Consider the following 14454-nt stretch of genomic DNA (forward strand, 5'->3'; position numbering starts at 1 on the left):
GTATTGGATTGTATCACAAAAATAGTTAAGCAAAAATTTATCCTCCGGTATAGTAGAATGCCCTTGCAGATATTTCTTCAAGGATACCTTCTTCGTTCCATTGATTTTTTTCAGGTTTGTTTAGAACTGATTGATGCAGGACTTTTTTCATTTCTTCAGGATCTTTGTTTAGCATTGCTTTTTTCGCATCTACGGAATCTTGATAATAAAGGCAAGGACAAATTGTGCCTTCTGAGGTCAATCGAATGCGATTGCAGCTTTTGCAAAAATCGTCGTTATGCGGCGCAATAATACCAAAAGCGTAATTATCTGCTATTTTATAGATTTTGGCAGGTCCAAAATTTTCTTTTTCCAGAAGTTTGGCAGGATATTTTTGATTGATACAATGGAGTATCTCATTTTCTTTAAGACCTATGAGTTGCTGCTTTGCGTGTGTATTTTCCATATATTCGATGTAGCGAATCAAAATACCTTTATTTTTGGCAAATTCAAGCATATCAATAATCTCATCATCATTAATTCCTTTCAAAGGTACCATATTGAGTTTCATTTTCAAGCCGACTTTTAATGCTTCTTCTATTCCTTCTAAAACGGCATCCAAAGCGTCTTTTTTGGAGATTTTCAGAACCCGATCCCTTTTTAAGGAATCTAAAGAGATATTTATGCGTGTAAGTCCTGCTTCTTTGAGTGAGAGGGCATATTTTTTGAGTAAAAAAGCATTTGTTGTAAGAGCGATTTGAATGTTTGGATCGTATTGGTGGATGGAGGCAATAAATGCGCTTAAGTCTTTTCTTAGAAGGGGTTCTCCGCCAGTAATTCGGATTTTTTTGATCCCCTCATCAATGGCAATTTTCAAAAACTCTAAAACGTTTTCTAAAGGAATATAATTTTCGTTTTCAAAAAAGTCTATCGGTGTCTCAGGCATACAATATTGGCATCTGAAATTGCACTGCTTGGTCACAGATACGCGGATATAATCAATAGTTCTTCCAAAACTGTCTTGCAACATCATTTCACCTAGATATAAAAAAATATATAACGCTTTATACTCTGAAATATAAATGAGATTTTAAACATCGCAATCATACAATAAACTTTTAAATCCGATTTTGAAAAGGAATAAAGTGCCTGAAATTGAAGCTGTCCAATGTGTGATTCTTGCAGGAGGAAAAAGCTCAAGAATGGGGGTTAATAAAGCTTTACTTCCATTTGATGGCGAAAAGAGTCTCATTGTTTATCAATATAAAAAAATGAGCAAAATTTTTAAAAATGTTTGCATTTCTTGCAAAAAAGAGGGAGTTTTTGATTTGGACGCAGTTTTTTTATATGAAAAAAGTGATATTTTTTCACCTCTCATAGGGATTGAAAATGCTTTTAACACGCTTGGAGCGTCCAAAATATTTTTTGTCAGTGTGGATACCCCTTTTTTAAAATCGGTCACGATTGAAAAATTATGTGATGTTTGGAGCGGATATGATATTGTTTATCCTAAAACAAAGGAAAAATCTCATTATCTCATTGGCTTATGGGATCAAAATGTGTGCAAGGCTTTAAGTCAAGCCATTCAGAACAAGGAATACAAAGTGGGCAGAATGATTTCAAGATTAAACTCTTTTGGTATAGAGTTTCAGGATAATAAAGAGTTTAGCAACCTTAACACATATGGAGATTATCTCAAAGCATTAGAGATGATAAGGAAACAAAATGGCTGAAGAACAAGAGAAAACCGAAGCTCCTTCCTCGCATAAAATTCAAAAAGCTAGAGAGGAGGGAAATGTTGCTAAAAGTCCTGAAATAGTAGGTTTTAGTGGGCTTTTAATTGGATTATTAAGTATTTTTGTTATTTTTCCTTTTTGGCTCAAGCATTTTGAAGAGATTTATAAGCAGGCTTTAGAATGGATGCGAATGGATTTTACAACGGAGAATGTTTTCAATCTTTTTTTAGGATTATTGGGAAATATTTTGATGATGATTTTGCCTGTATTTTTAGTTTTAATAATTGCTGGGATTGTCGGCAATATTGCTCAATTCGGATTTTTGCTCAGTACAAAAGCAATTGTTCCAAAATTGAGCAAAATCAATCCTATCACTGGGATGAAGAATCTTTTTTCTGTTAAAAAGCTTTTGGATGGAATGATGATCACTCTAAAGGTTTTTGTGGCTTTTGGGGTTGGGTTTTTTGTCTTTGCGGGATTTTTGGGAGATTTAGAGCATATTGCTCTTTTTAATTTGTTTGACCAAATGCTTTGGTTTCGAAATAAAGCACTGATTCTCATTGCTGTATTGCTTTTTTTGTTTTTTGTGATGGCAATGGCGGATTTTATCATCAAAAGACGCCAATATATCAAATCTTTGAGGATGAGCAAACAAGAGGTAAAAGATGAATACAAACAACAAGAGGGGAATCCGGAAGTACGTGCAAAAATTCGTCAAATGATGCTAAAAAATTCAATGAGCAAAATGATGGGTGCCATACCAAGTGCAAATGTTGTGGTCACAAACCCAACGCATTATGCCATTGCTCTCCGTTTTAAAGAGACCGATCCTGCACCTGTAGTTGTAGCTAAAGGGATTGATCATTTAGCCATTAGGATCAAAGGCATTGCAAGGGAACACGATATTGAAATCATCGAAAATCCTAAACTTGCTAGAGAACTTTATAAGGAAGTTGATATTGATGCACCTATCCCGAAAATTTTGTTTGAAGCTGTTGCAATTGTGTTTGCACAGGTGGCAAAAATCCAACAGACAAAAGGAAAAAAGTTTTTATAAATTGATTTTTGATTGGCTTTGATTGTGGGTGATTATTACGATGGGATTTAAAATTATCCATAAAACTATAAATTTTTATCTTTGAGCCATTGGAATGTAAAATCAAGATACTCCATCTTAAGCGGTTCATTAAAAATTTCATGCCGTGCGTCCTGAAAGATTTTCAGACTAGTATTGTTATAACCTTGAGATAAAAGATGATTATAGGCTTTTTGAACCCCTTTACCAAAATTACCGCAAACATCTTCTGAACCGCTTATAAACAATATGGGCAATTCAGGTTTGGCAGGCTTATGCGGGTAGGGGGAAAATACCTTTTTCATTCCTTCAAACAGATTGGCAAAGCTGTTTAGAGTGAAGCGGAATCGGCATTTGGGATCTTCCAAATAAGCTTTCACAACGTTTTCATCACTACACGACCAATAGTTTTTTAAAGGATTATTTTTATTTTTGTAGAGCGCTTTAAATTTTGCATTGAAAGAAAATAAATCCCCAATTTTTGGGCTTGAGCGCACGCCAAGTTTATCCATTATCCTAAAAAGAACCACTCCAAATCCCAAAAAAGGATTGGGAGTGGGTGTGCCTGAGAGGATTAGAGCATCGATTTTATCCTCATAAAGTTGAAGGAATCTTCTTGAGAGCAATGATCCCATACTATGCCCAAGTAGTACAAGTTTATAGGAAGGAAGTTCTTTGCTGATAATCATACGCAAATCCAACATATCTTTAACAGCTTTTTCAAAACCATTTTGACCCATTTCTCCCCAAGTGACTTCACCTAGGATACTTTCCCCGTGCCCGCGATGATCATTGATAAAAACGTGATAACCCGCTTGGGCAAAAGATTTGCACAGCCATTCATATCTTTCTTTGTGCTCAATCATTCCGTGGGCAATTTGTATTACAACCCCTTTGGGAGTGTCGGGAATATATTTATCATAAGCAATACAACCAAAATCACTTTTGAAAGTTAAATTTTTTATCGTTTTCATTTTTTAGTCCGAATTTGATACACTATTTGAAAGTCTGTAATTATAACAAAGGATTTATGATGAAAATTCTTACTTTTAAACAAACTTTAAATGCTCGCCAACAAGTCGGAATTTTGAACCTTGATGGAGAAAAAATTATCCCCTTAGAGGATTTGGGTTTGAGGATTGATTGTGTGGAAGATTTAATCAAACATTGGGATAAATCTTTGGAAGAGAGGCTTAAAAAAACCCTTATTTCTTATAAAGATGGTTTTTGGCTTGAAGATGTTTTTAAGCTTGCCCCGATACCTCATCCCTCTCAAGAGATCATTTGTTTAGGCATTAATTATCTTGATCACGCCAAAGAATCAGCAAAGTTCAAAAAAGAGGAGTTTGGAGGCAAAAGAGAAGAGGCTGTCTATTTTGGCAAACGGGTGAGCGAAGCTACTCCTGATGGGGGAATCATCCCCTCTCACGCTCATTTGACTCAAAAGTTGGATTATGAGGTCGAATTGGGTGTGATTATAGGCAAAGATGCTCGAAATGTGAAAAAAGAGAATGCCTTTGATTATGTTTTTGGCTATACGATTATCAATGATATCAGTGCTAGAGATATTCAATTGAAACATAAACAATGGTATTTTGGTAAAAGCTTGGAAGGCTCTGCGCCAATGGGTCCTTGGATAGTTACAAAAGATGAGTTTTCTTGCCCGTTAGCGTTAGAAATTTCAAGCTATGTTAATGGCGAACTTCGTCAGAAAAGTTCTACGGACTTGATGATTTTTGATATTGCTTATGTGATTGAAGAGTTGAGCGCAGGAATGCTTTTAAGGGCTGGGAGTATTTTATCAATGGGAACGCCTTCAGGCGTAGGAATGGGGTTTGAACCCCCAAAATTTCTTAAAAGTGGTGACAGAGTGGAATGCCATATTGAAGGAATTGGCAGTTTGAAAAATACAATTGGGGAATGAAGATTATCCTTCAATTGCCTTTGATAAATCTGCAATCAGATCTTGTGCATTTTCTAATCCGACACTCAATCGAATTGTATTGGGCAAGATGCCTACCTCTTTAAGCTGTTTTTCATTCAGTTGGGAATGCGTTGTTGAGGCAGGATGGACAATTAAAGATTTAGTATCTCCGATATTGACCACAACGCTAAAGATTTTTGTGCTATCACAAATTTTTTTAGCCCGCTTTAAATCCCCTCGAATTTCAAAACTTACAAGACCGCTACACAATCCTTCTTTGAAATATTTTTTGGACAATTCGTGATAGGCATTATTTGGCAATCCTGGATAATTAACAGACAAGACTTCTTGATGGGATGAGAGGAATTTTGCAATTTTGAGTGCATTGGCACTATGTTCATAAATGCGAACCTTAAGTGTTTCAAGTCCTTGTAAAACCAACCACGCATTGAATGGGCTTAATGTCGCCCCGATATCGCGTAATAGAGCTGTTCGAATTCTGAGGTTGAAGATAGGAAGCGGAACATCAGCATAGATCAATCCGTGATAACTAGGATCGGGTGTATTAAATTGAGGGTATCGTGGATTTTCTTTGATGAGGTCATTAAGCCCTTCTCTATCAATAATTCCGCCCGATATTGTACTTCCTTGACCACTGGCGTATTTGCTCAGGCTATGTACTACAACATCTACACCCCATTTTATTGGATTGAAAAGTATCGGAGTGGCGACGGTATTATCACAGATTGTGACAATGCTATATTTTTTGGCAATTGCAGTAATTTTTTCTATAGGAGCGATGGCAATTTGAGGATTACTTAAGCTTTCAAAAAAAATCGCTTTAGTTTTAGAATCAATCAGAGGTTCTAAAGTGTCAGGATTATCAATGGAGAAAACCCTTGCTTCTATCCCAAAATTTTTTAGCGTATGAAGAAATAAATTAGCTGAACCACCATAAATTTTGTCTGCTACGGCGATATTATCACCAGAACTCGCGAGGTTGGTAATTGCATAAAAGATCGCAGCACTTCCGCTTGATGTAACAAGCCCGCTTGCCCCACCTTCTAAAGAAGCGAGACGCTTTTCAAGAACATCGTTGGTTGGGTTAGTCAATCGGGAATATATGTTCCCGAGTTCTTGGAGTGCAAAACGCGCTCCGGCCTGATCGGAATTTTCAAACGCATAGGCAGTAGTTTGGTAAATAGGTACGCTCATTGTTTGTTGAAAATCTTTGGTATAGCCTTTATGAATTGCTAAAGTTTCTTGGTGAAATGATGTGTTTGGCATTTTTTATCCTTTATAGAGTTATTTTCATCATCGAGAAGAACTTTATCAAATTTAAAACAAACACGATATGTGTTTATCATAAATAAATATATAAAATAATTGAAATGTTACTATAATAAACACATATCGTGTTTATTATAAATTTAAGAATAGTCAATAGCTTTTGATTGTCGTATTTAAACAGCAGCATATAAGCCAAATAATTTTTCATTTGACTTATGAGCTCTTAGTTTATGCTCATAAGATTAGAGTAATAATGGTTGTTGTTAGGATTCAAGATGTTTTAAATCTTTGTTTAGATTGAGATAAAGGCTGTGTTTGCTTGATCTTTATTTTGGTTTTTAATCATTGTTTTTAAGTATTTCTTCTGCTTTTTTTAAAATATATCTCCCAATCGGAATACTTGAGGTTGCTGCAGGAGATGGCGCGTTGCAAACATTGATGGTTCTTTGTGTGCAAACAAACAGAAAATCCTCAATTAACTCTCCCTCATTACTTACAGCTTGGGCTCTTACACCTGCAGGATAGGGAAATAAATCTTGGGTTTGGAGTTGCGGACAGTATTTTTGAATCAAATGCAAATAACCTTTTTTAAAAAAGGAGTTTTTCATTTCACGCACACCGGTTGTAAAATTTTTTTTGATGACTTTTAAAATTCCTTTATGTGTGAGCATTTCAAACAGATCTTTGAAATTTATATCCGTTTTTTTATACCCTTCGCGCTTGAAAGCTAAAACTGCGTTGGGTCCAACCGTAACATACCCATCAATCATTTTTGTCAGATGGACGCCCAAAAATGGTACGTCAGGTTCTGGTATCGGATAAATCAAATGTTGCACAATATCATTGCAGGAGTCTGCAAGTTGGTAATATTCTCCCCTGAAAGGGCAGATCACAAAATCTCTTTTTGCCCCTATCATTGAAACGATTTTATCAGAATATAACCCTGCGCATGAGATCATATATTTTGTTTCAAATTTTTCAGAACGGGTATGAAGGGTTACTCCTGAAGAGTTTTCTGCAATCTGAACGACTTCACTTTTATAAAAGATTTGTCCGCCATTATTTTGAAAAATTTTTGCCATTGCATAAGCAACCTCAGAATAATTTGTAATGCCACTAGCGGGGAAAAATATGCCTCCAAGACCTGTGATCTTTGATTCTTTTTCCTTTAGTTCTTTTTCATCTAGCCAGTATCTTTCTAGTCCGTTGGCTTGAGTTCTATCCCACAAGGCTTTCATTCGCTGCATTTCAAGTTCAGTGGTAGCGACAAGTATTTTGCCACAAACATCAAATTTGATTTGATTTTGAGTACAGAATTCTTTGATCAATCTGTTACCCTCAAAACAAAATTGAGCCTTCAGACTTCCAGGCGTATAATAAACTCCGGCGTGAATGACGCCACTGTTATGACCGGTTTGGTGTCGGGCTAAAGCGTCTTCTTTTTCCAATAGAGCAACTTTTAATCTAGGATATTTTTCTAAAAGCTGCATAGCTGTAGAAACGCCTATGATACCCCCTCCGACAATGATAAAATCATACATTTTAAATTCCTTTAACTTCTAGTAGCAGACTTAAATGGATTGGTGGCAAAATTGAAATAACCTCTTTGCCTCATTAGTTCTCTTCTGAGGTTTGGATGGGGTTCAAATTTTTCTCTACCATGGAGCCAAAAAAGATTATTTATCAATAAAAAGCTTCCTATGGGAACAGGAAAAGAAAGTTTTGCCTTGCTATTCTCAAGACTTTCTCCCATATCAGCTAAATAAATGCCCTCTTCATAATCTTTTGGTTGAACAAATTGATCAATATAAAGCATAACGGGTCTTCCTTGGGTATCAGTCTCAAAAACGGGGTGGAAAATAGTTTTGGGGACATTTTTGCTAGGGGGTGATTGCCATTTCATTGTTCTTTTGGCTAAATGGTGGTTAAAAAATTTCTCCAATTCTTCCCAATCATCCAAGTGCAAAAGTGTAGAATTTCCTCCAACCATATTTTGTTCATCAATTTTATACATCAACACATAGTCTGTTATTTCATCGACATATGTTCCGTCGTTATGAAGCTCTAAAGGTTTATGAGGTTTTCTGAGGTAACTGTCGGAATTGTCTGTGTTAACTACTGCCCATCTGGCGTAAAATTGACCACTCATTGAGTCAAAATTTGATCTACCCACAAGATGCACAAAAGCTGTAGCGATTTTGACCATATCATCAGCTTGTTCTACTTTGTTAATCCCTTCAGGATTTACCAATAAGGCTCCTGTCTGTCTGTCAGAGAGGCAGTCTTGAATGGCTTGTTTTAATTTTTGATCGCATAAATCGTTCAGGATTTGGGCAGCACGAAATCTTAGAAAAGATTTGTATTCGAGTGCTTGAATCGGGTAGATTTCCATTACTTTTAAGAATTCAAAAATAATGTTTTCATTTAAACATACATCAAGAAGGCGAGGGGAATATTTAGATGGTGTGAAACTAAAATTTTTGCCTTTGGTTGTTGTGATTTTTTTCATTCTATCTCCTTTGTTGTGAATATGGCTAATATGATGGTATTTAATAAATTAAATCAAACTTAAAAATAATTTTAATCATTTCAAATATAAATTTGATTATATTAACCAAAATAAAAAATAATTATTTACTTTTTTAGGCTATAAATTGACAATAAATTGAAAAATTATTGATTAAAAATTGAAAAATATGCTTGATTTTAGTTGAAGTAAAATAAAAAATATTTTTTTTGATTTTTAGGATATTTTAGAATATCATAAAGGGAAACAGCTTAAAACTTAAAGGAGATTTGATTATGTTTGGTTGGAATAGAAAACAGTTTTTTACTGCTTCTGCCTGTTTTGGCGCTTGGACATTAGATGCGTTTGATTTTTTTATTCTAGTATTTGTTTTAAGCTATGTTGCCAAAGATTTTAACGTAGAGATTTCGCTTGTAAGTTATGCTTTGGTTTTAACACTTGTTTTTCGATCTTTGGGAGCTTATTTGTTTGGAAAATATGCAGAATCACACGGTAGAAAACCTGTTTTAATGATTAATATTTTAGTATTTTCAATCATTGAAATTTTAAGTGGTTTTACCCCGAATTTAACTATTTTCTTTGTGCTTCGGGCATTGTATGGGATTGCGATGGGAGGGGTTTGGGGCGTTTCCTCATCATTGGCGATGGAGAGTGTCCCTGATAAAGCTAGAGGATTTATATCTGGAGTTTTTCAAGCTGGGTATCCTTTTGGATATTTGATTGCAGGCGTGGTATATGGGTATTTTTTTGAGTATTTGGGTTGGAGAGGAATGTTTTTTGTAGGGGCAATTCCTATTTTGCTTATTCCTTATATTTATTTTCTTGTTGAAGAATCCCCTGTATGGAGAGCAAACAAAAACCAAAACAAGAAATTTGATTTTTTAGGCAGTATCAAAACGCATTATAAACTTGTTATTTATTTGGTTGTTTTGATGGTAGTTTTTAATTTTTTGAGTCACGGTTCTCAAGATTTGTACCCGACTTTTTTGAAAGAAGAAAAACATTTTGATACAAAGACGATCGGAAATATTGCGATTGCTTATAACATAGCTGCAATATTAGGAGGTATTTTCTTTGGAAGCTTGTCAGAAAAAATAGGGCGAAAAAAAGCAATCTTGATTGCTTGTTTTTTAGTGATTCCTGCGACCTATCTGTGGGCATATGGGGATACAGTTATTTCTCTTACAATTGGGGCTTGTATTATGCAGATTATGGTGCAGGGGGCTTGGGGCGTTATTCCGACTTATTTGAATGAAAATGTTCCTTCTCATACTCGCTCTACCCTTCCGGGATTGGTTTATCAGTTAGGAAATCTTATTGCTTCGGTAAATGCTCCCATACAGACCAAAACAGCAGAGTCAATGGGAAATAATTATGCAGTTGTTATGTCTGTAATAATGGTCGTTGTTGCCATTGCTATCATCATTTTGATTCCTTTTGGGAAAGAGACAAAGGGAACGGATTTGCATTGATCTAAAATCAATGCATTTTTAAGAGTTTTTCATTCTATTTTTAATTTCTTTAACAATCTCATGTCCGTGATTTAAAGCTGTTGCAATTGAGCCTCCGGATTTAAATAGAATATCTCCGGCTACGAATAAATTTTTTACAGAACTTTCAAGTTTATCTGTAATGATAGGAATATTGTTTTCATCTAGTTTTATATGACATTTTTTGAGAAAATCAACAGGTGCCAAACCCCCAATGGCATAAACAATTCTGTCAAAAATATCAGTGCTTCCATCTGTAAAAAGCACTTTAATTTTTCCTTCGAAATCTTCAAGTCCTGTGATGTCAATACCAAATTTTGTTTTAAGTTGTTTATTTTGAATGACTTCCTTCAGATTATGGGCATTTGAGTCATTGATACGTGTGAATTCGTTTCGCCTGTAATTAAGGGTCGTGTCTCCAACAGTGGCTAAATAACACGCATATTCTACTGCTGAATTCCCGCCTCCAACAACAAGAATTTTTTCATCCTCTTTACAATCGTTGATATTGTAATTGACTTTTTTTAATAATGTGATGGGGATTTTGTAGGAAGGCTTATTGGGTTGTCCCATTTTTCCGATGGAGACGATGATGTATTTGGCCTGATAGATTTGATTATCAGTTGTGGTAAGTGTAAAGATGTCTTCAGATTTTTTAATGGATTCAATTTCTGTTTTGAAGCAGGTGTGTATGTTGTGGTTTTTTAGGATTTCATCAAATAGTTCTAAAGTGCTTTCTTTGGTGCCATCATCAAAGAAAATATTCCCGTTAAGTTCAACTTTTTGACCCTTATAATCTTTATCAACGCGCTTGTTGTCTTTATAGAATTTTCTGATAGTAGTGGAATGCTCTTCCCCTTTTTCAAACAGGATAGTTTTTTCAATGCCGATGGTAACGCTTTCGATGGCAGATGCTATTCCTCCAGGACCTGCCCCGATAATAGCTACGTCATAGATTTTGTTCATCTTTGCTCCTTTGGATATTCTTTTGTTTTTCTTCTTTTTTTGCCGCTTCGTTTAAATCATCAATACCATCAAATAAAACCCCTTGCATCATTTTTTTTTCATCATCAAATTGTCCTGTTTTTAGCCCCCATAGAAAAGCCACAAGTCCAAGAAAGCCTATCATAATTGAAACAATCAGCATTACAATCAAAATGCTTGTGTTCATATTATCTCTAAAAAAGGTAAAATTTTTTCCACAGAAAGTCCCATAGCGGTGCTTTCAAGACCAATTTGGGATTTTATGTAACTTTTGTGAAATCCTTCAACCATCACACAACCTGCTTTGCCAATCCATTCTTGAGAATCTAAATAATCGTTTAAATTCTTTGGGTTAAAAGCACTAAATTGATATTTAGTCGATGAGATGTCTATAAATTCAAGTTTGGAAGATTGGTACATCATACAAGTAAAGATTTCAATTGCGTGATTGCTTTGTGATTGTAAAAACGATTCGGCTTCGAGTTTGTTTTGTGCTTTTCGCTGTAATACCCCTGACACACTGACTACAGTATCTGCAGCCAAAACAGGTTCTTGGAGTCCAAAATTTTCCAATGCATTTTTAAACTTTCCTATTGTTGCTTGGAAGACAAATTCTTTAGGATCAGTTGCTTGAATGGAGTCTTCATCAAAATTTAGAGGTTTTTGGGTAAATTTAATCCCGAATTTTTCCAATAGTCTTGCTCGGACAGGAGAAGCAGATGCTAAAATAATCAAAAATTCTCCTCAATCTTTTTCTGGACAAAGTTTTGTGCAAATTCCAGTGCTTGAGGGATTTTTGAGGGATTTTTGCCTCCGGCAGTGGCAAAATCGCTTCGTCCCCCACCCCCACCTTCAACTATTTTCGCGACTTCTTTAATCCACCCATTTGCTTGGATTGGGGCATTTTTAACCCCGCACGCCAAATAGAGGTTTTGATTGTCTTCACAGATCAGTAAGATAGCGATTTTCTCATACTTATTTTTGGCATTATCGATGATTTCTTTGATATTGTTTGTATCTATTTTTTGGATAATGATTGTGATATCTTTAAGGGTTTGATTTACTTTTAGATCACTGCTTGAAGTGGTTTTTGAAAGCTTATCTTTGAGTTCTTTGATTTGACTTTTGAGTTTTGAAATCCCTGATGCAATGTCTTGATTTTTGAGTAGTTCTTTGGTTTGAAAAAGGGTTTCAAGAGCATTTTTGCCGTATTCATAAGCAGCTCTTCCACATACTGCTTCAATTCTACGTACGCCACTGCTTACCCCAGATTCTTTAGTGATGTAAAAACTTCCGATAAGTCCGGTATTTTCCACGTGAATTCCCCCGCAAAGTTCGCAGGATTCGTCTGCAAAATTTACCACTCGCACAATGTCACCGTATTTTTCCCCAAAAAGTGCCATTGCACCTTTTTCTTTGGCTTCTTGGATAGGTAAATGTGTGATGGTAGCAGGAATATTTTTTAATATGATGGCATTGACTTCTTCTTCGATGGTTTGGATTTCTTTTTGACTTAAGGCTTTGGGGTGAGAGAAGTCAAACCTTAGGCGTGTAGGTTCTACAAGGCTTCCAGCTTGTGCAATGTGTGTTCCTAAAATTTTTCTTAAAACTGAATGCAACAGGTGAGTGGCGCTATGGTGTTTGATGGTTTCAATGCGATTGGGATTAACCAGTATTTTTAAAATGTCGCCGACTTTGATGGTCTCAAAAGGGTGAATGAGAGAAATATTGAGCCCGAAATATTTTTTTGTATCTATCACTTCAGCGATTTTTCTCTCCCCTTGATACAATTCCCCGCTATCACCTATAGCGCCTCCGGATTCTGGATACAATGGCGTGGTGTCAAAAACTATAAAGCCTTCTTCAGATAGACTCTCAACCTTTTGATAAGAACTATCTAGTAGAGCAATAACCTTGCTTGTGAAAGCATTGTACTCATAGCCATTGAATGTATTTTCTCCAAATGTGTTTAATATTTCTAAGAAATCCCCGCTTTTAATCTCATCCCCACTTCCTTTCCAAGAGGCTTTAGCACGAACTTTTTGCTCTTGCATACAAGTTTGAAATGCCTCCATATCAATTGCTATCCCTTGATCTCTAAGCATATCTTGAGTGAGATCTAAGGGGAAGCCATAAGTATCATAAAGCTTAAAGGCTGTTTGACCACTAAAAGGCACTCCTTTTTTTAGAGACAGAAGTTCTTTTTTAAACATCTCCATCCCTGATTCTAAGGTTTGAAAAAATCTTTCTTCTTCAGCTCGACATTGTTCCATCAAGGTTATTTTTTTCTCAATGAGATAGGGATAATGCGCACCCATTTGCTCACAGACTTTTTGAACAATTTTATATAAAAAAGGTTCATTCATTCCCAGTAAATACCCGTGACGAATGGCGCGTCTTAAAATTCTTCTAAGCACATAACCTCTGCCTTCTTTATCAAAATTTACGCCTTGTGCCAATAAAAAAGCCACTGCCCTTGCGTGGTCAGCAATGACGCGAAAACTTGCCCCGCTATCATAAGTATAAGGCTTTTGAGTAATTTTAGAGACTTCTTCTATTAGGGGCATAAAGATAGAAGAATCAAAATTATTTCTTTTACCCTCTAGCAACGCTTGCACTCTTTCTAAACCCATTCCTGTATCAATGCTTGGTTTGGGCAAAGGAGAGAGTGAGCCATCAGCATTCCGTTCATATTGCATAAAAACAAGATTCCAAATTTCTAAAAACCTATCGCCTTCGCCGCCGAAATAATCTTCCTTGGAATGAAAGAATTCCTCGCCTTGATCCACAAATATTTCGCTACAAGGTCCGCAAGGTCCTGTGTCTCCCATCTGCCAGAAGTTATCTTTGTCGCCCATTCTTTTGATTCTATCAGGTTCAATGTAATTACACCAAATTTCAAAAGCTTCATCATCTTTTTCGTGGATGCTTACATAAAGTGAATTTTTTGGAAATCCAAGCTCTTTGGTCACAAATTCCCACGCATAAGCAATTGCTTCTTTTTTGAAATAATCCCCAAAAGAAAAGTTACCCAGCATTTCAAAAAGAGTGTGGTGCCTAGCAGTGTAACCGACATTTTCAAGGTCATTATGCTTGCCCCCAGCACGGATACAAAGTTGGGATGATGTGGCTTTTTTTACAATCGGAGCAGGAATCTTACCTGTAAAAATATCTTTGAATTGCACCATTCCTGCGTTTGTAAAAAGTAGGCTTGGGTCATTCGGGACTAAGGGCATACTTTCATAGATTTGATGTCCTTTGGACTTGAAAAAATTCAGAAATTTTGTTCGGATATCAATATTCATTCAGATCCCTAGTTTGCCAGATGATGTTTTGGCAGTTAATCAGGTCAAAATTCTATCTAAAATGTCTTTATGAATCTAGACAAAACGTGATATTTTCAAGTAAATTTTTAAAATATTTTAAAACCAAAGTGTTATAATTAGTAC

At 35.7% G+C, this 14454-nt stretch carries 13 protein-coding genes; 4 read left to right on the top strand and 9 right to left on the bottom strand.

What is annotated here, in order from left to right:
- Positions 1-37: 37 nt before the first annotated feature.
- Positions 38-1009: a GTP 3',8-cyclase MoaA gene (gene moaA, locus BKH41_RS02310; protein WP_095296821.1), complete on the bottom strand. Its 972-nt coding sequence runs from the start codon at positions 1007-1009 to the stop codon at positions 38-40.
- A gap of 115 nt (positions 1010-1124) precedes the next feature.
- Here moaA and mobA point away from each other — a divergent pair, with 115 nt between their 5' ends.
- Positions 1125-1712 (top strand): molybdenum cofactor guanylyltransferase MobA, encoded by a 588-nt coding sequence (gene mobA / locus BKH41_RS02315; RefSeq protein ID WP_180762704.1) that lies wholly within the window; start codon positions 1125-1127, stop codon positions 1710-1712.
- Positions 1705-2772: a flagellar biosynthesis protein FlhB gene (gene flhB, locus BKH41_RS02320; protein ID WP_095296823.1), complete on the top strand. Its 1068-nt coding sequence runs from the start codon at positions 1705-1707 to the stop codon at positions 2770-2772. Before mobA ends, flhB begins: the two co-directional genes overlap by 8 nt.
- 65 nt (positions 2773-2837) lie before the next feature.
- On the opposite strand, the gene BKH41_RS02325 is transcribed toward flhB, so the two are convergent.
- Positions 2838-3764 (bottom strand): alpha/beta fold hydrolase, encoded by a 927-nt coding sequence (locus BKH41_RS02325; RefSeq protein ID WP_095296824.1) that lies wholly within the window; start codon positions 3762-3764, stop codon positions 2838-2840.
- Positions 3765-3823: 59 nt separating this feature from the next.
- Between BKH41_RS02325 and BKH41_RS02330 the strand changes: the two genes are divergently transcribed.
- A complete protein-coding gene (locus BKH41_RS02330; protein WP_095296825.1) occupies positions 3824-4714 on the top strand; it encodes a fumarylacetoacetate hydrolase family protein in 891 nt (296 codons plus the stop codon).
- A gap of 3 nt (positions 4715-4717) precedes the next feature.
- On the opposite strand, the gene BKH41_RS02335 is transcribed toward BKH41_RS02330, so the two are convergent.
- The 3 genes from BKH41_RS02335 to glaH form a co-directional block, all read right to left on the bottom strand.
- A complete protein-coding gene (locus BKH41_RS02335) occupies positions 4718-6001 on the bottom strand; it encodes an aminotransferase class I/II-fold pyridoxal phosphate-dependent enzyme (RefSeq protein WP_095296826.1) in 1284 nt (427 codons plus the stop codon).
- A gap of 341 nt (positions 6002-6342) precedes the next feature.
- Positions 6343-7545, bottom strand: coding sequence for an L-2-hydroxyglutarate oxidase (gene lhgO / locus BKH41_RS02340; RefSeq protein WP_095296827.1), 1203 nt, complete (start codon positions 7543-7545; stop codon positions 6343-6345).
- 11 nt (positions 7546-7556) lie between these two features.
- A complete protein-coding gene (gene glaH / locus BKH41_RS02345; protein WP_095296828.1) occupies positions 7557-8513 on the bottom strand; it encodes a glutarate dioxygenase GlaH in 957 nt (318 codons plus the stop codon).
- A 293-nt stretch (positions 8514-8806) separates the two neighbouring features.
- Here glaH and BKH41_RS02350 point away from each other — a divergent pair, with 293 nt between their 5' ends.
- Positions 8807-10003, top strand: coding sequence for an MFS transporter (locus BKH41_RS02350; protein WP_095296829.1), 1197 nt, complete (start codon positions 8807-8809; stop codon positions 10001-10003).
- An 18-nt stretch (positions 10004-10021) separates the two neighbouring features.
- Here the strand turns inward: BKH41_RS02350 and BKH41_RS02355 are convergent, their stop codons facing one another.
- From BKH41_RS02355 to alaS, 4 genes are read right to left on the bottom strand one after another with little or no spacing between them, the layout of a single operon-like run.
- Entirely contained in the window at positions 10022-10987 is a 966-nt protein-coding gene (locus tag BKH41_RS02355; RefSeq protein WP_095296830.1) for an NAD(P)-binding domain-containing protein, read from the bottom strand.
- A complete protein-coding gene (gene ccoS / locus BKH41_RS02360) occupies positions 10971-11192 on the bottom strand; it encodes a cbb3-type cytochrome oxidase assembly protein CcoS (RefSeq protein WP_095296831.1) in 222 nt (73 codons plus the stop codon). The genes BKH41_RS02355 and ccoS overlap by 17 nt, the downstream gene beginning before the upstream one ends.
- Positions 11189-11740 carry a septum formation inhibitor Maf gene (maf, locus tag BKH41_RS02365; protein WP_095296832.1) on the bottom strand — a complete coding sequence of 184 codons (552 nt, stop codon included), beginning with the start codon at positions 11738-11740 and terminating at the stop codon, positions 11189-11191. The genes ccoS and maf overlap by 4 nt, the downstream gene beginning before the upstream one ends.
- Positions 11737-14310: an alanine--tRNA ligase gene (alaS, locus tag BKH41_RS02370; protein WP_095296833.1), complete on the bottom strand. Its 2574-nt coding sequence runs from the start codon at positions 14308-14310 to the stop codon at positions 11737-11739. Before alaS ends, maf begins: the two co-directional genes overlap by 4 nt.
- Between the last annotated feature and the right edge of the window lie 144 nt (positions 14311-14454).

The sequence above is a fragment of the Helicobacter sp. 12S02232-10 genome, from assembly GCF_002272895.1.
GTDB lineage: Bacteria > Campylobacterota > Campylobacteria > Campylobacterales > Helicobacteraceae > Helicobacter_J.